16 protein-coding genes are annotated in these 25,802 nt (G+C 52.6%); 5 read left to right on the forward strand and 11 right to left on the reverse strand.

All coding sequences use genetic code 11. The features are described from left to right. Both ACJHYD_RS21915 and ccp read right to left on the reverse strand, forming a co-directional pair. A partial coding sequence (locus ACJHYD_RS21915; protein WP_169030324.1) for a glutamate decarboxylase occupies window positions 1–790 on the reverse strand: 790 nt, incomplete at its 3' end. A gap of 210 nt (window positions 791–1,000) precedes the next feature. Further along, complete coding sequence (gene ccp / locus ACJHYD_RS21920) at window positions 1,001–2,398, reverse strand: cytochrome c peroxidase (RefSeq protein ID WP_001564186.1); 1,398 nt, start codon at window positions 2,396–2,398, stop codon at window positions 1,001–1,003. A 404-nt stretch (window positions 2,399–2,802) separates the two neighbouring features. Between ccp and ACJHYD_RS21925 the strand changes: the two genes are divergently transcribed. Further along, a complete protein-coding gene (locus ACJHYD_RS21925; protein WP_000934216.1) occupies window positions 2,803–4,452 on the forward strand; it encodes an alpha,alpha-trehalase in 1,650 nt (549 codons plus the stop codon). Between the two features lie 50 nt (window positions 4,453–4,502). Here ACJHYD_RS21925 and ACJHYD_RS21930 read toward each other — a convergent pair whose 3' ends face one another. Beyond that, entirely contained in the window at window positions 4,503–5,105 is a 603-nt protein-coding gene (locus tag ACJHYD_RS21930) for a helix-turn-helix transcriptional regulator (RefSeq protein ID WP_001167676.1), read from the reverse strand. 520 nt (window positions 5,106–5,625) lie between these two features. Between ACJHYD_RS21930 and ACJHYD_RS21935 the strand changes: the two genes are divergently transcribed. The 3 genes from ACJHYD_RS21935 (at window position 5,626) to ACJHYD_RS21945 (ending at window position 9,301) form a co-directional block, all read left to right on the forward strand. Further along, window positions 5,626–6,525 (forward strand): LysR family transcriptional regulator, encoded by a 900-nt coding sequence (locus tag ACJHYD_RS21935; protein ID WP_024186492.1) that lies wholly within the window; start codon window positions 5,626–5,628, stop codon window positions 6,523–6,525. 48 nt (window positions 6,526–6,573) lie between these two features. Beyond that, window positions 6,574–7,587, forward strand: coding sequence for an inner membrane protein YhjD (gene yhjD, locus ACJHYD_RS21940; RefSeq protein WP_000191259.1), 1,014 nt, complete (start codon window positions 6,574–6,576; stop codon window positions 7,585–7,587). 391 nt (window positions 7,588–7,978) lie between these two features. Next, window positions 7,979–9,301 carry an MFS transporter gene (locus ACJHYD_RS21945; RefSeq protein ID WP_001149003.1) on the forward strand — a complete coding sequence of 441 codons (1,323 nt, stop codon included), beginning with the start codon at window positions 7,979–7,981 and terminating at the stop codon, window positions 9,299–9,301. A 181-nt stretch (window positions 9,302–9,482) separates the two neighbouring features. Here ACJHYD_RS21945 and ACJHYD_RS21950 read toward each other — a convergent pair whose 3' ends face one another. After that, complete coding sequence (locus ACJHYD_RS21950) at window positions 9,483–11,543, reverse strand: AsmA family protein (RefSeq protein ID WP_410228831.1); 2,061 nt, start codon at window positions 11,541–11,543, stop codon at window positions 9,483–9,485. Window positions 11,544–11,612: 69 nt separating this feature from the next. Next, entirely contained in the window at window positions 11,613–12,380 is a 768-nt protein-coding gene (gene pdeH, locus ACJHYD_RS21955) for a cyclic-guanylate-specific phosphodiesterase (protein WP_001551807.1), read from the reverse strand. A 231-nt stretch (window positions 12,381–12,611) separates the two neighbouring features. Between pdeH and kdgK the strand changes: the two genes are divergently transcribed. Continuing rightward, entirely contained in the window at window positions 12,612–13,541 is a 930-nt protein-coding gene (kdgK, locus tag ACJHYD_RS21960) for a 2-dehydro-3-deoxygluconokinase (RefSeq protein ID WP_001296796.1), read from the forward strand. Between the two features lie 95 nt (window positions 13,542–13,636). On the opposite strand, the gene ACJHYD_RS21965 is transcribed toward kdgK, so the two are convergent. The 6 genes from ACJHYD_RS21965 to bcsB form a co-directional block, all read right to left on the reverse strand. Continuing rightward, window positions 13,637–15,133, reverse strand: coding sequence for a M16 family metallopeptidase (locus ACJHYD_RS21965; RefSeq protein ID WP_001163160.1), 1,497 nt, complete (start codon window positions 15,131–15,133; stop codon window positions 13,637–13,639). A 219-nt stretch (window positions 15,134–15,352) separates the two neighbouring features. Continuing rightward, complete coding sequence (gene dctA, locus ACJHYD_RS21970; RefSeq protein WP_000858214.1) at window positions 15,353–16,639, reverse strand: C4-dicarboxylate transporter DctC; 1,287 nt, start codon at window positions 16,637–16,639, stop codon at window positions 15,353–15,355. A gap of 182 nt (window positions 16,640–16,821) precedes the next feature. Next, entirely contained in the window at window positions 16,822–18,810 is a 1,989-nt protein-coding gene (gene hmsP / locus ACJHYD_RS21975) for a biofilm formation regulator HmsP (protein WP_001266309.1), read from the reverse strand. Between the two features lie 81 nt (window positions 18,811–18,891). Further along, complete coding sequence (bcsC, locus tag ACJHYD_RS21980; protein ID WP_220412354.1) at window positions 18,892–22,365, reverse strand: cellulose synthase complex outer membrane protein BcsC; 3,474 nt, start codon at window positions 22,363–22,365, stop codon at window positions 18,892–18,894. Next, the gene (gene bcsZ, locus ACJHYD_RS21985) at window positions 22,347–23,453 is read right to left on the reverse strand and encodes a cellulose synthase complex periplasmic endoglucanase BcsZ (protein WP_001302749.1); all 1,107 of its coding nucleotides are present in this window, start codon (window positions 23,451–23,453) and stop codon (window positions 22,347–22,349) included. Before bcsZ ends, bcsC begins: the two co-directional genes overlap by 19 nt. A gap of 6 nt (window positions 23,454–23,459) precedes the next feature. Further along, a complete protein-coding gene (gene bcsB, locus ACJHYD_RS21990) occupies window positions 23,460–25,799 on the reverse strand; it encodes a cellulose biosynthesis cyclic di-GMP-binding regulatory protein BcsB (protein ID WP_023910089.1) in 2,340 nt (779 codons plus the stop codon). Between the last annotated feature and the right edge of the window lie 3 nt (window positions 25,800–25,802).

The raw sequence follows: 25,802 nt of genomic DNA on the forward strand, positions 1-25,802 counted from the left end.
GGCGGAAGTCCCAGACGATATCCGGGGCGACGAACGGTGCCAGGAAGCCACCGCTGGCGGCGTCGATGTGCATGTCGATGTCGATACCGGTGTCGGCCTGGAATTTATCCAACGCATCGTGCAGCGGTTGCGGGAACTCATAGTTACCGGTGTAGGTCACGCCGAAAGTCGGCACCACGCCGATGGTGTTTTCGTCGCAGGCCTCAATCATGCGTTTCGGGTCCATAAACAACTGACCGGGGCGCATAGGGATCTCACGCAGCTCCACATCCCAGTAGCGGGCAAATTTATGCCAGCAGATTTGTACCGGACCGCACACCAGGTTTGGTTTGTTGGTCGGCTTACCTGCGGCTTCCATACGCTTGCGCCAACGCCATTTCATCGCCATCCCGCCGAGCATACAGGCCTCGGAAGAACCAATGGTGTTGGTGCCAACGGCCTGACCATTTTTCGGCGCAGGCGCATGCCACAGATCGGCAACCATGTTTACGCAACGCAGGTCGATGGCTGCAGATTGCGGATATTCTTCTTTGTCGATCCAGTTTTTATTGATCGACAAATCCATCAATTTATGGACGTTTTCGTCGTCCCAGGTCTGGCAAAAAGTGGCCAGGTTCTGACGAGCGTTGCCATCAAGATATAATTCATCATTGATAATCTGGAATGCGACATCATCGCGCATTTCGTGCAGCGGAAATCGTTTTGACTCCGCGATAGTAGAAATGGCCTTTGCGCCAAAACGTGAATCGAGTAGTTCTGAGCGGAAATCCGTTAACAGCTTCTGGTCCATTTCGAACTCCTTAAATTTATTTGAAGGCAATAAAAAAGTAGGATTTATCCGCAATGGAAGCAAGGCATTACAGGCTTAATTTAAATAACAAAATCCTAAGCAGAAAAACGACTTTTTATAATATAAACATTTAACATGATAATATTAAAAACAGACTTTATTATCGCAATAAAAATCACCCGAACATTCCTGTTCGGGCGATTAAATTAATTATTGTTTATCCTGCATATACGGCGTGTAAACCCCGTTCAGACTGTGCAGGAAAGCTACGATATCATCCACATCCTCCTGCGGCAGCTCTTTGCCTACCTGATAGCGCAACATCAGTTTCACCGCCCCGTCCAGCGTCGGCACATCACCGCGATGGAAGTACGGTGCCGTTAGTGCAACGTTACGTAAACCGGGTACTTTCTGACGCAATTTATCGCGCTCTTCTTTAGTAACATTCATACGACCAATATCCGCCGCCGTAATTTCACCAAAGTTAAAGTCTTTTTTCAGCCCCAACGGTTCGAAGGAACGTCCGCCGAGAATAATACCACCATGACAAGTTGCACATTTATTATCTTTGAATAATTGATAGCCTTTTTTCTGTTGTGCCGTCAGCGCATTCTCATCTCCACGCAACCATTTATCAAATGGGGAATCCGGCGTAATTAATGTTTTCTCAAATTCAGCAATGGCATCAGTAATATTTTCGCCACTGAAACCTTGCGGATAGACTTCAAGGAACTGCGCTTTAAGCTGCGGATCTTTTTCCAGCTTAGCAATAATTTCGTCCCAGGATTTCGACGCCATTTCAATCGGATTCAACGGCGGTCCACCAGCCTGATCCTGCAATGTTGCTGCACGACCATCCCAGAACTGCTCAACGTTAAATACTGAGTTAAATACCGTCGGCGCGTTAATCGGCCCCACTGCGCCACCAACACCAATCGATGTTTTTCTGCCATCGACGCCCCCCGCATTCAACGCATGGCAATGAGCGCATGAAATGGTGCTATCCGCCGATAAACGGGGATCGTGATACAGCGCAAAGCCCAACGCCACTTTTTGCGCATCGGTAGGCAGTTTTTGCGGGATGGGCTGCACCGGTTCATTACGATGATCCGGTGCAGTGTCATTGCTGGCGTAATATTCCGCGCGCTGTTTTGCAATCCAGGCGAGTATTTCCGCCCGCTCTTCATCACTCACCTTACCCGCCCAGTGTAGCGCGGTATAACGCGTTGGTGGCATGGTTTCATACTGCATCACCCATTCAATCTTATTCAGATCGCTTTGCGAAACGGGTTTATCAGCCAGCAGAGCCGCACGCACGGCCTCGAGGTTAAAAGATTTATATCCAAGCTTAATGTCGTAATCCATCAACTGTTTCGCGCCAGGAATATAATAATAGGCGGGTAATTCTGCCGAAGGCGTGTGGCAATAGTCGCATCCTTTTTCGCGGAGAAAGCCTAAAACCTTATTATTTTCACTGACAGCAGATGCCTGAACATCAGCCTGTTTACTGCGTTTATTATCGTGGTACCACACATAACCAGATAACCCTAAATAGCAAATCGCGACGCCAGCCAGGCCGATCGCGGTAATACGTGAGACCATTTTCATTATTCTTCCCTCACGGTGGTGAGTTATTGTGACCCAGAAAATTTTCCAGAATGCTGCAAACGTCTCTGCGAGACAAAGCCATCATAAAAAACAGGGAAATATGCTTTTTGATAGGAATCAATCAATTACATGAATATAAACTATCAATAAGATAGCCTGTGCCTATTACCCAGATCAGGAATGGCATATCATGATTGCGGCGAGAGCAGGATTGAATGTTCTGAAAATGAAAAACAACACGAAATCTGTATTTTTATAAATTCCATGGATATTAGTGCGTTATATTTTTTGACAGGTAAATAAACGTGATCCACCGCACGCTTTGTCGCCCACCAGGCGGAGCGAATGACTACCCTTAAAGAAAAGCCCGATAATTAGCAACGAATTTCGGAGGTTGGATCCTTATGCTCAATCAGAAAATTCAAAACCCTAATCCAGACGAACTGATGATCGAGGTCGATCTCTGCTATGAACTGGACCCGTATGAATTAAAACTGGATGAGATGATCGAGGCAGAACCGGAACCCGAGATGATTGAAGGGCTGCCCGCCTCTGATGCGCTGACGCCTGCTGATCGCTATCTCGAACTGTTCGAGCATGTTCAGTCGGCGAAAATTTTCCCCGACAGTAAAACCTTTCCCGACTGCGCACCTAAAATGGACCCGCTGGATATTTTAATCCGCTACCGTAAAGTGCGCCGTCATCGTGATTTTGACTTGCGCAAGTTTGTTGAAAACCACTTCTGGCTACCGGAGGTCTACTCCAGCGAGTATGTATCGGACCCGCAAAATTCCCTGAAAGAGCATATCGACCAGCTGTGGCCGGTGCTAACCCGCGAACCACAGGATCACATTCCGTGGTCTTCTCTGCTGGCGCTGCCGCAGTCATATATTGTCCCGGGCGGCCGTTTTAGCGAAACCTACTATTGGGATTCCTATTTCACCATGCTGGGGCTGGCGGAAAGTGGTCGGGAAGATTTGCTGAAATGCATGGCCGATAACTTCGCCTGGATGATCGAAAACTACGGTCACATCCCCAACGGCAACCGCACCTATTATTTGAGCCGCTCGCAACCACCGGTTTTTGCGCTGATGGTGGAGTTGTTTGAAGAGGATGGTGTACGCGGTGCGCGCCGCTATCTCGACCACCTGAAAATGGAATATGCCTTCTGGATGGACGGTGCAGAATCGTTGATCCCTAATCAGGCCTATCGCCATGTTGTGCGGATGCCGGACGGATCGCTGCTCAACCGTTACTGGGACGATCGCGACACACCGCGTGACGAATCCTGGCTTGAGGACGTTGAAACCGCGAAACATTCTGGTCGCCCGCCCAACGAGGTGTACCGCGATTTACGCGCGGGGGCGGCCTCCGGTTGGGATTACTCTTCCCGCTGGCTGCGTGATACTGGTCGTCTGGCGAGCATTCGTACCACCCAGTTCATCCCCATCGATCTGAATGCCTTCCTGTTTAAACTGGAGAGCGCCATCGCCAACATCTCGGCGCTGAAAGGCGAGAAAGAGACAGAAGCACTGTTCCGCCAGAAGGCCAGTGCCCGTCGCGATGCGGTAAACCGTTACCTCTGGGATGATGAAAACGGTATCTACCGCGATTACGACTGGCGACGCGAACAACTGGCGCTGTTTTCCGCTGCCGCCATTGTGCCGCTCTATGTCGGTATGGCGAACCATGAACAGGCCGATCGTCTGGCAAACGCCGTGCGCAGTCGGTTACTGACACCTGGCGGGATTCTGGCAAGCGAGTACGAAACCGGTGAACAGTGGGATAAACCTAACGGCTGGGCACCATTACAATGGATGGCGATTCAGGGATTTAAAATGTACGGCGATGACCTTCTGGGTGATGAAATCGCGCGCAGCTGGCTGAAGACGGTGAATCAGTTCTATCTGGAACAGCACAAACTGATCGAGAAATACCATATTGCCGATGGTGTTCCCCGCGAAGGCGGCGGTGGCGAGTATCCGTTGCAGGATGGGTTTGGCTGGACTAACGGTGTGGTGCGCCGTTTAATTGGTTTGTACGGTGAACCATAATATTTTTACAGCCAGCCGCTAACTTCCTGCTGGCTGTAAAATTATCCTCTTCAGGAGGAGATATTTAACATCATTGCCGCCTGGGTGCGATTTTTCACTTCCAGACGGCGATACAGGGATTCCAGATGCGCTTTTACCGTTCCGGTACTGATATTCAGCGCCCTGCCGATCTCCTTATTTGATTCGCCCGCCGCTAACATGGTTAAAATCTCCCGCTGGCGGGCGCTTAACGATTTGAGATCTTTAATGTCCTTTTCCGGCGTCGTCCGCCAGTCTCCAGGCAGAAACATCATCCCCATCGCCGCACTATTTACCGCCAACGCAAATGTCTCGACGGTTGAATCACGAGGCACAATGGCCAGCACATTAAAATGGATAACTTCCTGTAACCACCGTTTATTGCAATCCGTCGCCGTAATTAACACCTTAACCTCAGGAAATTGCACCACGGTTTTTTGCAGTAACCAGTAGCAAAACTCACCATCCTGATCGCCATCGAGCATCACTAAGGCTTCAGGGTAACTTTCCAGCTTTTGCCATAACTCATCTGCCTGACTGGCCCCCTGAATACTCACTCCTGGAATACGCTGCTGTAAACTGATTTTCATTCCATGAATAAATATTGACTGCCTGTCAAACATGACTATTTGCATAACTGAATCTCCACCTGAATACGTTAAAAAGACTTAAGTAGTGGAAGGGTATTACCCGCGAGAAAAAATAAGAATTCGCCATTTGGCGGTGGCCATTCTACAGAGATGACGCGTAGAAAATAGTTACCGATATAAATCGTTACAGCTAAACGCCTGAAATTACATGTCGAGGGCACTATTTAAAACAATTTTGAGGATTTCCTTATATTGATGGTTAGTACGCATGCAATTAAAAATGAAATTCCGCGACCACAAGCAAAAATAACAAATGGCAATGAGACAAAAATAAGCACAAATAGCCAACACGTCCTCTGTTCACTTTAAAGGGAATCGCTGAAAAAAAACGCTCTGTTTAGGGAAATTCACCTTTCTCATAAAGCTATTCCGCCCTTTTCCTGCTGAGAAATCGCCACATTCGTCATGACAACATTGTGAAACCCGGCATTAGATGTTAGAAAAAACAATAAACAATGCGATATGCGCGTTACTGTTTCGCTGTGAACAACAATCGGTCAAAGAAATGGATAAAATTCACGCAATGCAGTTGTTCATCAAAGTCGCGGAGCTGGAAAGTTTTTCCCGCGCGGCGGATTTCTTTGCTTTGCCAAAGGGAAGTGTTTCGCGCCAGATACAGGCACTGGAACATCAACTTGGCACCCAGCTTCTCCAGCGCACCACGCGGCGGGTCAAACTCACGCCAGAAGGCATGACCTATTATCAACGGGCAAAAGATGTGTTGAGTAATCTCAACGAACTGGACGGTCTGTTTCAACAGGATGCCACCAGTATCAGCGGTAAATTACGCATCGACATCCCGCCAGGAATCGCGAAAAGCCTGTTACTGCCGCGTCTGTCGGAGTTTCTCTATCTGCATCCGGGAATTGAGCTGGAGCTGAGTAGCCATGACCGTCCGGTAGATATTCTTCACGATGGTTTTGATTGCGTGATACGCACTGGCGCGTCACCGGAAGATGGCGTTATCGCCCGTCCCCTCGGCAAACTGACCGTGGTCAATTGTGCCAGTCCACACTATCTGACGCGCTTTGGTTATCCTCAAAGCCCCGACGATCTGACTTCGCACGCAATAGTGCGTTACACACCGCACCTGGGTGTACATCCGTTAGGTTTTGAGGTTGCCAGCGTTAATGGCGTCCAGTGGTTTAAGTCTGGCGGCATGTTGACGGTAAACAGTCGCGAAAACTATCTCGCCGCCGGTCTTGCCGGTCTGGGGATTATTCAGATCCCGCGCATTGCCGTGCGCGAAGCCCTGCGTGCCGGGAGGCTTATTGAAGTATTACCTGGCTACCGTGCCGAGCCGCTCTCCCTTTCGCTGATTTATCCGCAGCGTCGGGAGCTTTCCCGGCGTGTAAACCTGTTTATGCAGTGGCTGGCTGGCGTAATGAAAGAGCACCTGGACTGACCGACTATACTTTTTAAGAATGACCACGACAGAAGGACAAAAGAGCGGATGACGCAGGAAAACGAGATCAAACGTCCCACCCAGGATCTGGAGCACGAGCCGATTAAGCAGTTGGATAATAGCGAGAAAGGCGGCAAAGTTAGCCAGGCGCTGGAAACCGTCACCACTACTGCCGAGAAAGTCCAACGCCAACCGGTTATTGCGCACCTGATTCGCGCAACAGAGCGCTTTAACGATCGGCTGGGTAACCAGTTTGGTGCGGCTATCACCTATTTCTCATTTTTGTCGATGATCCCGATTTTGATGGTGTCGTTTGCCGCAGGGGGCTTTGTGCTGGCCTCCCATCCGATGTTGCTACAGGATATCTTCGACAAAATTCTGCAAAACATCAGCGATCCGACGCTAGCCGCCACGTTGAAAAACACCATCAACACCGCCGTTCAGCAGCGTACTACCGTAGGGCTTGTCGGCCTGGCGGTGGCGCTTTATTCCGGCATCAACTGGATGGGTAACCTGCGTGAAGCGATTCGCGCCCAGTCGCGCGATGTCTGGGAACGCTCGCCGCAAGATCAGGAGAAGTTCTGGGTAAAATATCTGCGTGATTTTATTTCGCTGATTGGTTTGTTGATTGCACTGATTGTGACGCTTTCGATCACCTCGGTTGCCGGTTCGGCGCAGCAAATGATTATTAGCGCCCTGCACCTGAACAGCATTGAGTGGCTGAAACCGACGTGGCGGTTGATTGGCCTGGCGATTTCCATCTTCGCCAACTATCTGCTTTTCTTTTGGATCTTCTGGCGGTTGCCGCGCCACCGTCCGCGCAAAAAAGCCCTGATTCGTGGAACATTTCTGGCTGCGATTGGTTTTGAAGTGATTAAAATCGTGATGACCTACACCCTGCCATCGCTGATGAAATCCCCCTCTGGCGCAGCATTTGGTTCCGTGCTGGGGCTGATGGCGTTTTTCTACTTCTTCGCCCGTTTGACGCTGTTTTGCGCGGCGTGGATTGCCACCGCCGAATATAAAGACGACCCGCGAATGCCGGGGAAAACGCAGCGGTAATTCATTGGTTTATAATGCCTGATAAACGCACGGTCGATCCCCTCGCCCCTTCGGGGAGAGGATTAGGGTGAGGGGGTACAAGCCAGCCAGAGACCAGGCAACGACATGCACATAACCACCTGAAACTACATCTCTTCAGGAGCAAACAATTTCATACCAACTCATAACCCCAGCATATAAATCCAGTTGGTAACTTTTATTTAACCTGAAACCAGTTTTATCCACTATTTATAAAATTATGTGAAGCATTTCATAGAAGAAAAATCACTGGCCTAAACATTATCCCCTTTTTGCCTGGTTTTTGACCATTTCCGCGATTTGTTACACATTGAAATATCACTTTTGCTGTGCGTAATATGGCTATTCGTTAGCCAAAAAATAAGAAAAGATTATGCAAGCAACAGCCACAACACTCGACCACGAGCAAGAATACACGCCGATCAACTCGCGTAATAAAGTCCTTGTCGCCTCTCTCATTGGCACGGCCATTGAGTTTTTCGACTTTTACATTTACGCCACTGCGGCCGTTATTGTGTTTCCGCATATCTTCTTCCCGCAGGGCGATCCTACGGCAGCAACGCTCCAGTCGCTCGCCACCTTCGCCATCGCCTTCGTCGCGCGCCCCATTGGCTCTGCCGTTTTTGGTCATTTTGGCGATCGCGTTGGGCGTAAAGCGACGCTGGTCGCCTCGTTGCTAACGATGGGGATTTCGACCGTGGTGATTGGTCTGCTGCCGGGCTATGCCACGATTGGTATTTTCGCCCCGCTGCTGCTGGCGCTGGCTCGATTTGGTCAGGGTCTGGGCTTAGGCGGTGAATGGGGCGGCGCGGCGCTGCTGGCGACTGAAAACGCCCCACCGCGCAAACGTGCACTGTATGGCTCCTTCCCGCAGCTGGGCGCACCGATTGGCTTCTTCTTTGCCAACGGCACTTTCTTGCTGCTTTCCTGGCTACTGACCGACGAGCAGTTTATGAGCTGGGGCTGGCGTGTGCCGTTTATCTTCTCGGCGGTGCTGGTCATTATCGGCCTGTATGTTCGCGTGTCGCTGCATGAGTCGCCGGTGTTTGAGAAAGTCGCTAAAGCGAAAAAGCAGGTGAAGATCCCGCTGGGTACGCTGCTGACCAAACACGTACGCGTCACGGTGCTCGGTACCTTCATCATGCTGGCAACCTATACGCTGTTTTACATCATGACGGTCTACTCTATGACCTTTAGTACCGCCGCCGCGCCAGTTGGGCTTGGCCTGCCGCGTAACGAAGTGTTGTGGATGCTGATGATGGCAGTGATTGGTTTTGGCGTGATGGTACCAGTCGCCGGATTACTGGCTGATGCCTTTGGTCGCCGTAAAAGCATGGTAATCATCACCACGCTGATCATCCTGTTCGCGCTGTTCGCCTTTAACCCGCTGCTCGGTTCTGGCAACCCGATTCTGGTTTTTGCCTTCCTGCTGCTGGGGTTAAGTCTGATGGGGCTGACCTTCGGGCCGATGGGCGCGCTGTTACCAGAGCTGTTCCCGACAGAAGTGCGTTACACCGGAGCATCATTCTCTTACAACGTAGCGTCGATTCTCGGGGCTTCCGTTGCGCCGTATATCGCAGCCTGGTTGCAGACTAACTACGGGTTAGGTGCGGTGGGGTTATATCTGGCGGCGATGGCTGGCTTGACCTTAATCGCCCTACTGCTGACCCATGAGACGCGACATCAATCGTTGTAATAAGAGTGAAAAGCCTGATGCGCTACGCTTATCAGGCCTGAATTTCCATACAATATATTGAATTCGCAAAGATTTGTAGGACGGATAAGGCGTTCACGCCGCATCCGGCATGAACAAAGCACACTTTGCCAACACTCTAAATCTGTTTAATTGCCGGATGTCAGACATCCGGCAATTATCATCACTTCTTCATCTGCGACAAAATTGTCCGGCACTGATTAGCCTCCCCTTCGGAAGGTGAGATCAGCGCCAGTAACGCCGCCGCTGGCGTAACCAGCGTTGCCAGTGCCGCCGCAACAGCACCACGGGCAATCAACGGCCCGGCTTTCACCCCAGCCTGCGGATTTTTAAATGTCCCACGCACATACAGCGGCGAACGCAGCGTGATAATCCGAATCCCTTTACTTTCTGGATCGATAGTCAAATCCAGTTGCTCCGAAGCAAAACTTGCCGTGCCGGTAACATTGATCAACGCATTCTCAGTATCAAAAGCAAAAATCTGCGGACACGCCACGCCGTTGGCAATATCCAGATTCGCCGCCGCACAGTTCACCCGCACCTCATCGTCACCAAATATCGCACCGACAATGTAGTTACCGACATTCAGCCCGACAATCTCCATCAGGTTGCGGCTCACCAGCCCGTCATTCATCAACAGTTTCAGGTTGCCGTTACTGTTGCCTAAAAGCGCCGCCACCGAGTTACCGCTACCGCGTAGTTCCGCGTCACCGTTCATTTCCCCCAGCGTCTTCTGCATCAGTTCTACATCGGGCATCAGTTCTTTCAGTTTCAGCCGACGAGCCTGAATATCTGCCCGCCCTTGCATCGGTTTTTTATCACCTTCCAGATGAATATTCGCCGCAATGCTGCCGCCCGCCATGCCAAATTTCAGCGGTTGCAGGCGCAGGTCAGCATTTTTGAGGATGATATGAGTAGAAAGATCGCTAATCGGCAGGCTACTGCCATGCTCAATGCGCCGCCCTTTGAAGCGAACATCGGCATCCATGACGTCCCATTTATCGGTTTCGAAGCGGTCATAAGGCAGCACTTTGCCCGCAGGCTGAACGCTTTTTTCACCCTTCTTCTGTTCAGACCGTTTCGACTTTTCAGCTCCTTTCCCGGAATCAACGCCAATCAACGGTCCCAAGTCCGCCAGCCGCAATTGCCGCGACTCGACATCACCTTCCAGTTTTGGTCGTGGCTTGCCGGTGGTGTAGACCAGAGAACCGTGGATATCGCTATCGCCAATGCGCCCATTAAAACCGCGATAATCAAAGACCGACGATTTTTCAGTGTCGATTTTCGCTACCAGCCGACCATCCGTTTCAAACGGCGGGGTATCGGGCAGCAGAACGCCCGTCAGTTCATAGAGATCACCCAGCGAATCGCCAGAAAATTTAAGCCGTAAATCGACACCCCCCATCTTCATTGGGTCATTCACAACGCCATCAAAAGCAACACGGGTGTTACCAGAGCGAAAATCAGCCTGTACCGGAAATGGTGTACCTTCGCCACGCAGCGCCAGCATACCGCCTATTTTTCCCGTACCAGTGAGCGGTTCACCGTTATAACGTCCCTGCGCCTTCAGGCCAAAAACGTAATCACCCACCTTTTCTTTATCCGCTTTACCTTTCGATCCAGTAACTTCGCTGAACGGCAGCGGCTTGCCTAACGGATCGACAAAAATTTCCAGATCCGCTTTGCTTACTTTGTCATCAATGGCGATCCGCCCTTGATCGAAAAGAATATTATCCAGCCGAAACGACCATGCCGACGGCTTTGCATTCGCGTCTTTGTTGCCATCGTTGGCAAGATTAAACGTCCAGTTATTGTTCTTTTCAGAGAGGCGAATCAGGCGTGCGTCGGGCTTTTCCAGTTTGATCCACGGTAGCCAGACCGTTTTGGTCAGCAGCGCCAGCGGGGCCAGCGTTGCCTCTACGCGTGGCAAATGCACCATTGTGACTTCGGGAATATCTGGTGGGTTGCCGAGAATGATGTCTTCCGCGTGTATATGGGGCCACGGCACCCAGCTGCGCCAGCCAGTTTCTTGTTTTTGTCGCTCCCACACCACGCCCAGATCGCCACGGATAGCGAACGGACGATTCAACTCCGCAGAGACTTTCTGGTTGATGGTCGGTTTGAGTCGATTCCAGTCAAAAGTTGCAATCAAAATGATCGCCACGACAATCAACAACAAGAAAGCCCCTGAAATCGCAGCGGTTATTTTGCCTGCCTTGCTCATCGTTCGCTTCCTCATATTCTTCCTGTGCCAGTCCTAAAGATAGTCCAGCCAGTCGGAAAATGAGGCAGCTTATAGCGCCAGAACCGCCGTATTCAGCGTTTCTATCGGTGCCGGGCGTGAAAGAAACCAGCCTTGTGCGGCGAATGCGGGCGAGTTCTGTACATCGCGCCACTCTTCCGGCGTTTCTACGCCCTCGACGATCACCCCGCGACAATAGCGATTCATTAGATGTAAAAGCTGAGAAAAGAGTGTGCGGCCTTCCGGCGACTGACGCAGCATCACAAACAGTTCTCGCGCGATTTTGATGTAGTCATAACGCACTTCACTTAGTGCAGAGAAATTTGCCATCCCGGTGCCAAAATCATCCAGCCACAGCGGGCCAAATTCACACATCGAGGCAAAGGTTGAATCTTTCGGCAGACGGATATGCTCCACCAGTTCGAAACGCAGCCAGGGAAGACGCTCAATCTGGCGCAGGATTTTTGGTTGCTGACGCAGGGCGATGAGCGTAGGTCCATCAATATTGACCGATGCCAGCAGGCCGTGCTCTATAAAGAAGTCGGCTTTTTGCGCCAGCAAATCAATCTGCTCTTTCACAACCTCCATCCGATGGCTGACGGTGATTTCAGTAAAATAGCGATCCGGCGACAGGCGTTGCGAAGGGTTCAAGGGATGCGTGACCACCGTTAATAGCTCCACGGCCATTAACCGCCCGCATGTTTGATAGATCGGCTGCCAGGTGTAAGCACGCTCACACTGCAACCAAAAACGCCGTTCCTGCAAGCTCTCGATGCTTGCTTCAGGGTTGCTTATTCGCTGGATAACCTGCCTTATCATCAAAGATGTCCTGTGTTTAAAAGTGATGCTGCCCGGACTCGACAAAGATTATCGGCGCGCAAGGGCAGAACTTTACCGCCTGACCGGAGTAAATTTCCCCACTCCACAACGGAATCTTTCAGGAATACGTGCTGGCTCAAAAAAATAATGGAACACTGTTTTAATATGGTTGACCAGCAAACCACCACAGCGCAAACTAACGTTAATTTTTTACAGATCAGGTTCACGACTATGTCCAAAAAGATTGCCGTGATTGGCGAATGCATGATTGAGCTTTCCGAGAAAGGCGCGGACGTTAAGCGCGGTTTCGGCGGCGATACCCTGAACACTTCCGTCTATATCGCCCGTCAGGTCGATCCTGCGGCATTAACCGTTCATTACGTAACGGCGCTGGGAACGGACAGTTTTAGCCAGCAGATGCTGGACGCCTGGCACGGCGAGAACGTTGATACTTCCCTGACCCAACGGATGGAAAACCGTCTGCCGGGCCTTTACTACATTGAAACCGACAGCACCGGCGAACGTACGTTCTACTACTGGCGTAACGAAGCCGCCGCCAAATTCTGGCTGGAGAGCGAGCAATCTGCGGCGATTTGCGAAGAGCTGGCGAATTTCGATTATCTCTACCTGAGCGGGATTAGCCTGGCGATCTTAAGCCCGACCAGCCGCGAGAAACTGCTTTCTTTGTTGCGCGAATGCCGCGCCAACGGCGGAAAAGTGATTTTCGACAATAACTATCGTCCGCGCCTGTGGGCCAGCAAAGAAGAGACACAGCAGGTGTACCAGCAAATGCTGGAATGCACGGATATCGCCTTCCTGACGCTGGACGACGAAGACGCGCTGTGGGGTCAACAGCCGGTGGAAGACGTCATTGCGCGCACCCATAACGCGGGCGTGAAAGAAGTGGTGGTGAAACGCGGGGCGGATTCTTGCCTGGTGTCCATTGCTGGCGAAGGGTTAGTGGATGTTCCGGCGGTGAAACTGCCGAAAGAAAAAGTGATCGATACCACCGCAGCTGGCGACTCTTTCAGTGCCGGTTATCTGGCGGTACGTTTGACGGGCGGCAGTGCGGAAAACGCGGCGAAACGCGGGCACCTGACCGCAAGTACCGTTATTCAGTATCGCGGCGCGATTATCCCGCGTGAGGCGATGCCGGCGTAAAAGCAGCATATGCAAAAGGCTGGATAAAGTGTTACCCCTCTATCCAGCTCATCCATAAATACCTGATGGTTGTGCTAACTCATCACCATCAGGCATTACTGTGCGGGTGGAATATCCGTCACTTCAGGATGAACGTCATCCGTGGCGACAGAGGTGGTCGCAGCGGCAGTAGATGGGGTCATGATTTGATCCCAGGCCGCCTGCAACGCTTTCATGTTAAATTCCGGCTCGCCTTTCGGCTGCAGCAGTATTAACGCCATATCGTTCGACAACTGCTGACGCAGATCCTGATTTAACATCTCCACCGTCAGGCTGTTAAGGAAGTCCTGGCGCAGTTTCTGATATTGCTCCGGCGCGATATCGACAACCTGATTTTGCAACGAACGCATCCGCTGCCCCATCAGAATATCGGTATCAGCTCGCGCATAGGCGGCAAACAGTTTCTGCAGCTCCAGTTTCTTTTGCGCCACTAACGCATTGAACTCTTCTTCCGGCAGACCTTTATCGCGAACCTTCGCCAGTTCACGCGCCACCAGATTAAGGTTGCTGCTCAGCTTGTCGTTTGGTGATTCGATGTTAATGGCACACTGCGCACGCAGATACAGCACACGACAGTCAAATCCAAGACCGATATCTTTGCTGTTACTGGCGCTTAACGCTTGCTGAACATGCCAGAACAGCGCCTCACGGGCCAGGTCCGCACGCCAGTAGCGCAGCAGTGCGGCTGATTCACGAATCGGCTGCCACGGCGTATCCCACATGATTGATAACCGGTCCTGACGCACCGCGTCAGTCATAATACTCACCGCTTCCGCACGCAGCGGAGAAAGCGTCGGCACCGGAGCCGGTGTTTCACGTTTGCCTTTCAGTTCGCCAAACGTTTTATTGATTTGGTCGACGACCGAGCGCGCATCCACGTTTCCCACCACCAGCAGCGTCATTGCATCCGGGGTATACCATTTCTGATAGAAATCTTTAATCTTTTCCGCTTCAACGGGTTGTTTCAGCGGATCGGCAGGATCGTGACCTAACAAGGTTGATCCTTTCAGACGATAGCGCCACCAGCCCTCTTTAGTATCGGCAGGCCAGGTTGCCACCATGTCCTGACTTTGCAGCGCGTGGTTGATGGTTTCTGGCGTGATAGTCAGTTTGCCAGTGGCATTTGCCAGATAAGAGAGCGCTTCTTTCAGCAAGTCGTTACGGTTATTGGGCAAACTCAGATTAAACAGCGTGGTGTCATAAGAGACAATTACCGGCGGCATCGGGCGTTTAGGGTCGATCCCCTGCTGCCACAATGAACGCGCCTGTGCTGCTTCAAGGCCACCGCTTTGCGTTAACGCAATACGAGGGATGGCGTGGCTGTAACCGCTCTGTTGTGTACTTTCGGCGAGCGAACCGGTATTAACCAGCAGGCGAATTTCAACACGATCGCTGGGACGCTGGGGCGTGGTCAGCACTTGCCACTGTAAACCGTTGGAAAGCGTCCCCTGTTGCCATGCTGGATCAGGCTGGAGCGCATCTGCCTGCACATAGCCAGCAGTGGCCATCATCAGCAAACCGCCCGCTAAAAGTCGAATTTTTGTGCCCTGCATGTGAACCCCTGATCAACTATCCTGGTAATAAAAAACTGCCCGTTGTCGGTCAGTCTAAATAACGTTAAAAACACTTCGTGTTAGACCGCAAGAACATGAAAATGTCACGGAAGAAGTGAAATAAACCTGAACTCACCCAGGTGGTAAGTTCAGGCACAGGGGTCAATTATGCGCAAACACCCGCACTCGGGGAAGGGAGTGCGGGCATAAGTGGTGAGATTAAGAGGATAATTCGTGCGTTTTGCCATCCGGCGCACGATTATTCAGCACATCGTCCAGTTTTTTGTGGTCCAGTTCTTTCACCCACTTAGCAACGACAATGGTCGCTACGCCGTTACCGACCAGGTTAGTCAGCGCACGAGCTTCTGACATAAAGCGGTCAATACCGAGGATCAGCGCCAGACCCGCTACCGGCAAATGGCCCACCGCAGAGAGCGTTGCCGCCAGCACGATAAAACCACTACCCGTTACCCCTGCCGCCCCTTTAGAAGAAAGCAGCAACACGATTAACAGCGTGATTTGGTGGACGATATCCATCTGACTGTTAGTGGCCTGGGCGATAAACACCGCCGCCATTGTCAGGTATATCGATGTGCCATCAAGGTTAAACGAGTAGCCTGTCGGGATGACCAGCCCCACCACCGATTTGCGGCAGCCGAGTTTCTCCATCTTGTCGAGCATACGTGGCAGCGCCGACTCGGAAGATGAAGTCCCCAGTACAATCAGCAGTTCTTCACGGATGTAGCGGATAAATTTGAAGATACTGAAACCCGTCGCTTTAGCGATTGAACCCAGTACCAGCACCACAAACAGGATACAGGTGATGTAGAAGCAGATAATCAGCTGCCCCAGTTGCACCAGTGTGCCGACGCCGTATTTACCGATGGTAAACGCCATTGCCCCGAACGCACCAATAGGTGCCAGACGCATGATCATATTGATGATGCCGAAGATGACCTGCGAGAAACTTTCGATCACGTTAAAAATCAGTTGGCCTTTGCTGCCCAGACGGTGGAGCGCAAAACCAAACAGTACGGCAAACAGCAGCACCTGCAGAATGTTACCGCTGGCAAATGCGCCAATGACGCTCGCCGGGATGACATCCATAATGAAGGCGACAATGCCCTGGTCTTTCGCCTGATCGGCGTAAACCGCTACCGCTTTCGCATCAAGCGTTGCCGGATCGACGTTCATTCCGGCACCAGGCTGCACGACGTTAACGATGATAAGACCAATAATCAGCGCGATGGTACTGACAATTTCAAAGTAAAGCAGTGCGACTGCGCCGGTACGACCGACCGCCTTCATGCTTTCCATGCCCGCAATGCCCGTTACGACGGTACAAAAGATGACAGGAGCGATGATCATCTTAATGAGCTTAACGAACCCGTCGCCAAGCGGTTTCATTTGCTCGCCTATTTCAGGGTAGAAATGGCCAAGGAGAATACCAATGGCTATCGCTGTCAGGACCTGAAAGTAAAGGCTTTTAAACAGAGAGGTTTTCATAGGGTGTCCTTTAGTAAAACCACAGGTCTTGTAAGGTTATGGGGTACCTGCGGCCTTAAAATAACACCCAGACAACATCACAGAAATGTACCTGGATCATAATTGAAACAAAAAGGTTAAAAAGTTTGAGCTGGCTCGCACAAACCAGCACTTTTTAAAGTTTTGTAATCAGTTTGGGGTAGCTACTTTTCTTCCAGGTAACTCTCTTCGAAGATTTCAATAGGGAGTGGGCGAGCAAAAAGGAAGCCCTGGGCAATACCAACGCCCGCTTTTGCCAGCCAGTCGCGTTGTGCTTCAGTCTCCACGCCTTCGGCAATCATTTGTAAGTTCAGGCTTTGCGCCAACATGATAATTGCAGCAATCATGCTGCTATCTTCCGGCAAGCCTTCAACAAACATTTTGTCGATTTTTAACACGTCGATTGGCAACGATTTCATATGCTGCAGCTGACGCAGCCCTGCGTAGCCCATGCCGAAATCATCCAGCGCCACCCGAACTCCGGCATTGCGCAGCGGACGGAGGATTGCCACCGCAGCATGAGGGTCGTCAATACGTCGGCTTTCTGTCACTTCCAGAATCAGTGTTCCCGGCTGAATGCGATAGCGGGTTAACAGTTCCAGCATATCCGCCACCATATTCGGGTGCATCAGTTGCAGCGCAGAGAGGTTTACCGACAAGGGCAGCATAATGCCGCGCTCTTGCCAGGCTGCAAGCAATCGACAGGACTCTTCCAGCACCCAGTGACCGACGGTAACCATCAGCCCACAGCACTCAATGCGATCGATTAAGCCATCCGGCAGATCCCAACTGCCATCCGGTTGCTGGATACGCAGTAACACTTCCGCACTGACCAGTTTACCGCTGTTCATCTCGACCTGTGGCTGTAACCAAATCGCAAACTGATGATTTTCCAGCGCATTAAGGATATCGCTCTCTTCCGTCAACCGCTGCTGGGCGGCTTCCATCTGCTGCGGATCAAAGAACTGAATCTGATTCTTGCCTTTATGGCGAGCGGTAAATGCCGCAGAAATAGCGCGACTGTAAAGCTGTTCGGCGGTGAGATCGCCGTAGAACATCGCCACGCCAATGCTACAGTGCGGACGGAGTTGAATACGTTCAATCGGCAGGCGCTCGCTCATGATAGTGAGCACTTGCTGACCTAAAGTGATTGCGTGCCACGGTTCCTGTACACCATTGGCAATGACAGCAAAGTCATAACCACTAATCTGCGCGAGGATCATACGTGGCGACAGTACCGATTTGAGTTTTTCCACCAGCGTCAGCAGCAGAATTTCTCGTTGCGCCTCTTTCAGCACGCCCGCAGTATCACGCAGGGTTTCACAGGTGATGATCATCAGCGCGGTGGTTTGTTTACGCGCGACAACCTGCTCCAGCATCTCCATCAGCAAGGCTTTGTTCGGCAAATCCGACACCGGGAAGCGCATCGCGTTTTCGTTCTGTTCTTCATAATGGCGCTGCAGCAATTGCTGGTTGAGGTTGTAACTGCGCACCAACATACCGATTTCATCATCCTGATGCAGACGCGGTAATGCCAGTTGGTGACCAACAAGCTCCTGGGCTGGGATGGCGTTAAGTTCGCGAGCAATATTGCGTAAAGGATGTAAAATCAGTCGATTAATACACCAGCTGATGGCGACGGTCAGGATAAGCGACAAAAGTAAGTAAATGGTCACTAACGTTGAGAGGGTGCTCATCACGAACTTATACATGCGGAAGGAATCCGCCTGTAGCACCAGATAGGCAATTGGCTGCGGGTTTGCCGGACGTTCCAGCGAGTAAACGCCCAGCGAGATTTGCACCGGTAGCTCAAACAGGCGAGTAACCATTACCGGCACCGGACGCTCTGGAATAAAACTTTTACGCAGTGCCTGGAACTGGTTGGGCAGCACCACATCGGCACGGCTGACCACGCCTGCCGGTTTAATGCTGGCAAGAATAGCTTCCGCTTCGGGAATATCGCCTTTCAAAATAGCTGAAGATAAGGGTTCGCGGACAGAGCGAGCAATGCTTTCCAGTTGCGTAGCCGTGTTATAGCGATTCTGCTGGACCAGATGGAACAGCAAAACGGTGCAAAAAATAAAAACGAACACCAGGACAACGGCTGCCACCATTGCCATCTGCTTGATTGTTAACGAGCGACTTACGCGCAAATTGTCTCCCCCCGGAAATCCCAGATTGCCGCCCGAGTATACCCGATCGCAGCGGCATTAAGAGAGGCGCTATCTGAAAACTTACCAGTCGGCGTAAGGTATCAGCGGCTGCGGCGGTAAATCCATGTCACCCTGCCATCCGGCGGCGGAATAACGTACGTAGAGCAGGAAATGGCTGGGTGCGTAATCTTTCGCCTGCTGGATATCAATTGCCGTGCCGACAAACCAGTTGGAAGTAACACGTCGTTCAAGTAATGCCCGCGCCGTGTAGCCAAAGCCCTGACTGCTGCCGCCATCGTTCGATTGCCGCTCAGCTTCTTCCTGCCAGTCGGTCGGGATCAGATTCATCAGCGGATAACGCGGCATGGTTTTGGTGCGTGAATGCGACCACGAGCCAGACGCCCCCAGCTCCCACGACCAGTTTTCCGTGCGCTCCCGCCACATCACCGGTATGGCAAACGACAGGTATTCCTGCGGGCTGTAGTAACCGCCCTGACCGAGTGAGTAGCCACTCAGGTCTTTGTCGTAATGCCAGATCATATTGTTAAGACCAATGGTCACACGGCGATTATTCTGGTTGATGATCTTATAGTAATAGCCCGTCATCCAGCGCACGCGCCAGTTATCTTCGACATTTTTACCGGTTAACTGGTCACCGCTAAGCGATGCCCAGACGCCGTTTGCTTCACCTTTATCGTAGCTCAGGCTTAGCCCCACGCCGTCGGCACGCACGCCGCCCCATTTTTTCCCGGTATTGCTCGGGGAGTCTTTTTGCCCGCCAAAGGCCAGCAAAGAACTGGAGATGGGCCGACGATGGGCGTTAACGGTGTAACCCAGCGGCCCGATATCATCGCTGTAACTGATGCCGCCGACCACATCCACCACATTGAAGCCCATCGGCGTGGTGCCGATATCCCAGCTCCAGACGTCATTTCGCCAGCCGACCGCCACGCTGGCACCGGAATCCGACTGGCTGCGGTTGCCGCTACAGTCTTGTAATGTACAGGTGCCCCAGTTGTCATCCCATTTGCCATCGGCATTAGTGGAGAAACTGCCGACGTTCATATTGACGAAATCACTGCGAAAGAACATCCGCCCGTCAGAATACGGCGCATCCACCTGCAACATGGTAGTGTGCGCTTTCAGATCGGAGTAACCACCGGTGCCGCTCGATCCCCAATAATCGTGCTCAAGGGTGACGTTAAGATCCTGCTGGCGATAGAGGTCCGCTGCATCGCTGCGCACGCCGCGTTTCAGCCAGTCATCTTTCTCGTCGTTACGGGTCAGCCGGGTAAAGGTGTCGTTATCCTGCGGACGCGTCGTGGTCACACCGGATGCGACCATAGCGTCTTTGTAGGTTTCCAGCGCCTGCTTTGGATCGCCCGCCCGCGCTTCAAACTTCGCACCGTCGCGCAGCACCATCGCACTTTCCATCGACGGCGGCTGAGATTTTGCCAGCGGGATCAACTGATTAAACGTCTGCTGCGCCGCTGCGGTATCGCCAAGCTGCGCCTGTGCCAGCGCCACGCGCCGCTGTGTGTTCAGCGAGGCGTTATCGGTAGCGGGCAGTTTCGCCAGCTGGCTACGTGCCGCCGCTTTGTCACCGGCAGCAATATCCACTTCCGTCAGACCAAGAATGGCATCGGCGTTAGTTGGCTCCCGCGTCAGGACATTCTGATATGCAGCGCGAGCGGCGGTGTAATCACGTCGTTGTTGCGCCCAGTCAGCCAGCGTGAGGTCTATGCGCGTGGAAGGTGGTTGCTGGCGCAGCATCGCTTCCGCTTCAGCTTCTTTGCCGCTTTCTCGCAGGCGATTAGCGGTTTCCAGTACCTGATCGCTTTGCAGTCGATTAACCAGCTCCTGAATATTGCTGCTCCACTGCGCGCGCGGCAGGCTGTTGATATGCGCCAGCGCCGCTCTGTCCTGGTCATGACCAGAGAGATACAGCCCGTAAGCGTAAACCTGCTCCGGGTCGTTTGGCTTCTGCTGTGCCAGATTGCGCATTAATGTATCAGCCTGGCTGCGTTGTCCGGCCTGCCAGAGATCCTGCGAAAGTCGGTAAGTAATCCATACGCTGCCGGGATCCAGCGCCAGTCGTTGCCACTGAAGTGCTGCCGCCTGCGCCCATTTGCCCTGGTTTTCCAGTGCCTCTGCCTGCTGTGCCAGACGGTCGTTTTGCAGGCTGCGTTCGATATCATCAATGCTTCGCCGCTGACTGGCAGAGAGCGAGGCGATAAACGCTTCAGCTTTTTCTGGCGATTGCTGGCGGTATATATTCGCCAGCCCGCGCACGGCGTTAGTGTTGCCGCTGTCCATACGCAAGGTCTGCTGATAATAACGTTCGGCGGCGGGATAATCTTTTCGCGCCATCGCCACATCGCCCAGCCCCAGCACTGCATAGCTGTCGGTGTTATCGACATTACGCGCCTGCTGGAACAGGCGTTCTGCCCGGTCAGGATTATTGGCTTTCAGCGCAGCATCGCCCTGCTGGATCGCCAGCCAGTAGCGGTTTACTTTCAGGAGACTGTTCCATTTGTCGTTGTTGCTGCTGTGCGGATCCAGGGCGAGGGCTTTTTCCAGATTCGCCACCGCATTGGCGCGATCGCCTTTCTGAGAATACGCCTGGCCCAGCGCCCCCAGAGCCTCACTGTCTTTCGGGTTCGCCCGCACTGCCTGTTGTAGTTCGGGAATGGCTTTACCCGCCATACCAGAGTCCACCGCCGCTAAACCTTGCGCACGAGCGCGGAAAGCAGGGTCGGCCAGCTGTTTTTGCTGTTCTGCCAGTTGCGATTGCGCCGCAGCTACGCTATCGCCATCACTAAAGATCGAGAGATATTTTTTCAGCGCCGACACACTGGCATCGCTGACGGGCATGTCTTTAATCTGCCCGTACCAGATTTTAGAGGCCCCTTCGCGCCCGGCGTTTGATTTCGCCATCTGTTCCAGGACGGCAAAACCTTCGTCACGGCGATCGCTACTAAACAGCAATAGCGCCAGATTGTTTTGCAGGCCCGTATTGCCCGGCGTATCCGCATTAATGCGTTTTAGCTGATTAATCGCTTCGCCACGGCGAGCCGGAATTTTCGCCACCGTACTCCAGTACTCGACGGCAATGTCACCTTCCGGCGGCGCACCGTTGAACAGTTTGTTGTAACTCGCCACAGCTTCTTCTGCATGACCAGTCGTCGCCTGCAATCTTGCCTGTTGCAGTGCCTGACGACCATCCGGCGTGGAAAGCAACATTGTGGTCCGCGACGATTTATACGCATTTGAACTCGGCGCTAACTGCGACAGCCGATCGAGCTGTTTTTGCGCGCCATCAATATCGCCCTGACGTAACAGAGAACGGAAACGGGCGGCAACGACGTCCGGGTTATTCGGATCAATAAGTTCCAGCCGATACAACGACTGTTGCACCAGGTCTTCACGATGGGTCGCTTCGCCTAACCGAACTTGCTCCAGCAACTGTTGCTGAGCGGTTGGTGCTGCCTCGACCATCGGCATGACGGCCAGACCGAGGGAAAGCGTGAATATGTTTAGTGTGAATTTGCGCATTCCTGGCCCCAGTCAGGTAATAACTCACCTTTTGTCGAGAAGCGGAAACGGTGTTGATCCCAGCCTTGTCCAAACAGGGTCAGCACATAGTTGTAATAGGCATCGCTGCCGGGAAAGTTATCGGCCACGCGCTGGCGCTGAACGGCCTGCGCATCGCGGTTTTGTAAAAAGGGCAGCATGGCGGCAGAAAAACCGACCGGTCCTTTACCCTGCGCTTTCCCCGTAGCCACATCCACTTTTTCTGGCGGATAGCCGTTTTTCTCGGTGAATGTCGCCATCGGTTTAAACCGGTTGAGCATCCGCGCTTTTTGCGGATCGCTGTCAGGCATCATGCCTACCCACATGTAAACGCGGATCGCGTCGTAGCTGCTGATCAATGTTTTTTCGGCTTTTAGCTGCCAGCCTTTGTCTTTCTCATAGCGCACCCAGTCTGGCGAAAAGCCTTTCGGGGCGGTTTCCAGCAATAAACGTTGATTGGTTTCGCGCAGCGTAGTCCACGGCGCGCCAAAGCGGGTGAAATACTGCGCCAGCGTCGGCGGCAGGTAGCTGGGGTTAAAACGCCAGCTGTTATCCTCAGCAAAACCCACTTTGCCCGGTAACAACATGGAACCCAGCCCAGGCACCGTCACCACTTCCTCCCGCGCGATACGTTTTAACAACGCGCTGCCGATGTCGGTATAACGCTGCTCTTTCCACAAACGCCCCGCCTCCAGCAACGACCAGGCCATCCAGACATCACCATCGGAGGCCGAATTGCTGTCCAGCACTTCCCACTTACTGTTCTCTTTCTTGCCCCACAGCCAGGCAGGCAAACGTTCTTTTAAAGAACCCTGAGCGAGATTGTTCTGCGTCCAGTCGAGAATATTATCGAAAGCTGCACGGTCGTTAGCCGCCAGGGCAAAGAACATGCCGTAACTTTGCCCTTCGGAAGTGGTGATTTTGCGCGCGTCGCTGGGGTCGATGACGCGCCCTTCCTGACTGATGTAATCCTTTTTAAACTGTTCCCAGGCAGGCCAGGTACAGGCTGCCTGAACACTAAAGGCAGCCAGCAGCAGCATCGTCACGAGTCCACTACGCAACACATTCATCTTCAATTACTCGTTATCCGGGTTAAGACGACGACGGCTGATAATACGCAGCAAACGCCACAGTACCCAGGCCAGCAGCACGACGCTGATTGCCGCCAGCACCGCCAGCAGAATCGGATGGTTTGCCAGGGCATACCATAAGCGTTCGAACCACGGCAGATGGCCAACGTAATAGACGTCGCCAACACGCAGGCTATTGATACCGGACTCGCGGATCACCGCGACCGAACCGAACATGGTGGCGCGTTTGCCGCTATCGTTCACCGCATCGTTAAGCATTTCATAACCGCGTGGGCTATCTGCCAGCAGCGCAATCACGCTACGCTGGTCGTTATACGGCGACTGGAAGCCAATCACCGCCGCCATCGCACCGGAAGAGGTCAGCGTTGACTGGGTTTCTGCCGCGCGATCGCTCTCGTCCGGCACAATGCCGGGGAACGGGGTCTGGCGCATCGGCGTTTTCACCCAGCTTTCGGTCGCCTGCACCAGCAGGTCGATCTGCTTGTCGTCTTTTAATTTGTCCGGGATACCACCGATGATCATGATGTCGGCATCTTTGCCCTGAATGGTGCTGCCATCATCGGTCACCGTCAGATTAATCGCCGGGAAGCCCGTCTGTGCGCCGATAAAACCAACAGTATTCAGCAAGGTTTCCATCTGTGCTTCGTTAGGCGTTTTCGGCATCACGGTGATGGTTTGTGACAGATCCGCCATCCGGCTGAACGGGAAGCCCGCGTTAGCAAAGGCGCGTAGATCCGGCATCGGGATGAAGTGGTAATACTTCGAGAAGTCGATGGTGGAATCATCACCAATCACCACATGATTCTGCACCGGCTGGAAGGTAATGCAGTTATCCACCGAACCGCCCGGCATCGGGTTCATATACTCAAAGTCAAAGCGCAGCTGGTTGGTCGCGCCCAGTTTCAGCGCCGGAATAGAGACATCCGTTTTGCCATCCAGCAAACCTTGTAATACCGGAATCCGCAGCAGCAGGCGATTCGCCTCCTGTTTGCTGCTCAGGTTGAAGGATTGCAGGAACTGGTTATTCAGGCTGATATCCATCCGCGAACTGTCTTTCACCGGCGGCATGGTGTAGCGATAATTAATATCCATATCAATGCCGGTACTGCGCATCAGGTAGAGATCCGGCGGCAGGTTTAGCGAAACGTTAATCGCTGCTGGCTCAAGACCGCTGGATTGTAACTGTTCTTCATAGGTTTTCAGTTCACCAAAGGTAACCGGACGATCGGTACGCACCCAGTTCGGCGCATCGTACGGCTTACGCGGTAGCAGCGGTTTCACTTCATTCACTACCACGCTTTCACCACGGAACAGAATGTTACCCTGAGCGATACCTTTCGCTGCCTGCAACAGGTCTTTGTCGTCACGACCAAACACCACCAGCAGTTTGACATAAGGATTCTGCGGATGGTTGATCATCTCAATCACCGGGGCTTTTACCGCCGGATGATCGCGCAGGAAGTCCGGGCGTTTGTCATTGGTGGCAAAAACGATGGCATTGCGATCCGGCAATTGGTTATAGAGCACCGGGAAGTTCTGCCCACGCCAGCCAGAACGCGAACCAAACCACGAGGCGACAATGGCAGATGCTTGTTGCAGCCCAACATCCGGCGCACCCGCAAAGACCATCGGCAAGGTGTTAGTACGGTTATCACGCGGGTCAAAGAATGGTACCGGGAAGTGTGACAGGTCATTCTTCACATTCAGGGTCTGATAGGTCAAATCCAGTCCACTGCTCCGCCCAACATCCAGCCAAAGCGTGGTGCTGGCCGGGTTTTCGCACACGTCCTGATAATGACCGACAAACTCCAGCCGCACACGGTTGAAGTCGGTAATAAACAGTGGGTTAATGGGCATTTGTGCCAGCGTTTTTTTACCCAACTGTTCTTTGGTCACTGGCAGCACGCCCATCAGTTCATCATTGAGATAAACCTTTAACTGCGACTGGACAGGCAGTAACGATGGCGATGGCGTGTATTCGAGGTTGAGCATCGCCTTCGTCACCACTTCATCGCTGCGCATACCAAACTCAATGCTGCCGTTCGGGTTAATGCCACGTAGCACCATGCTGCCCGGCGGGGGCGCAATTTGCGCAAAGGTCAGCTTCACATCACGCGAAGGACCGTTCTGCGCCACGATGGGGGCATCAGCGCCCTGCACGCCTGGCATCACTTGCCCCACCTGCGGATTTTGTTCCGTCTGGGCGGCTACAGCTGGCTCAGCATTGATCAGTGGTTGCGTTGCTGGCGTCGCCTGCGTCATGAAAGAGGGGAACGCACTCATCCCCATAGCCACTGCACAAATCCAGAATAGTTTTCTTTTCATCGC

The organism is Escherichia sp. WS1368 (assembly GCF_046487485.1).
GTDB lineage: Bacteria > Pseudomonadota > Gammaproteobacteria > Enterobacterales > Enterobacteriaceae > Escherichia > Escherichia coli.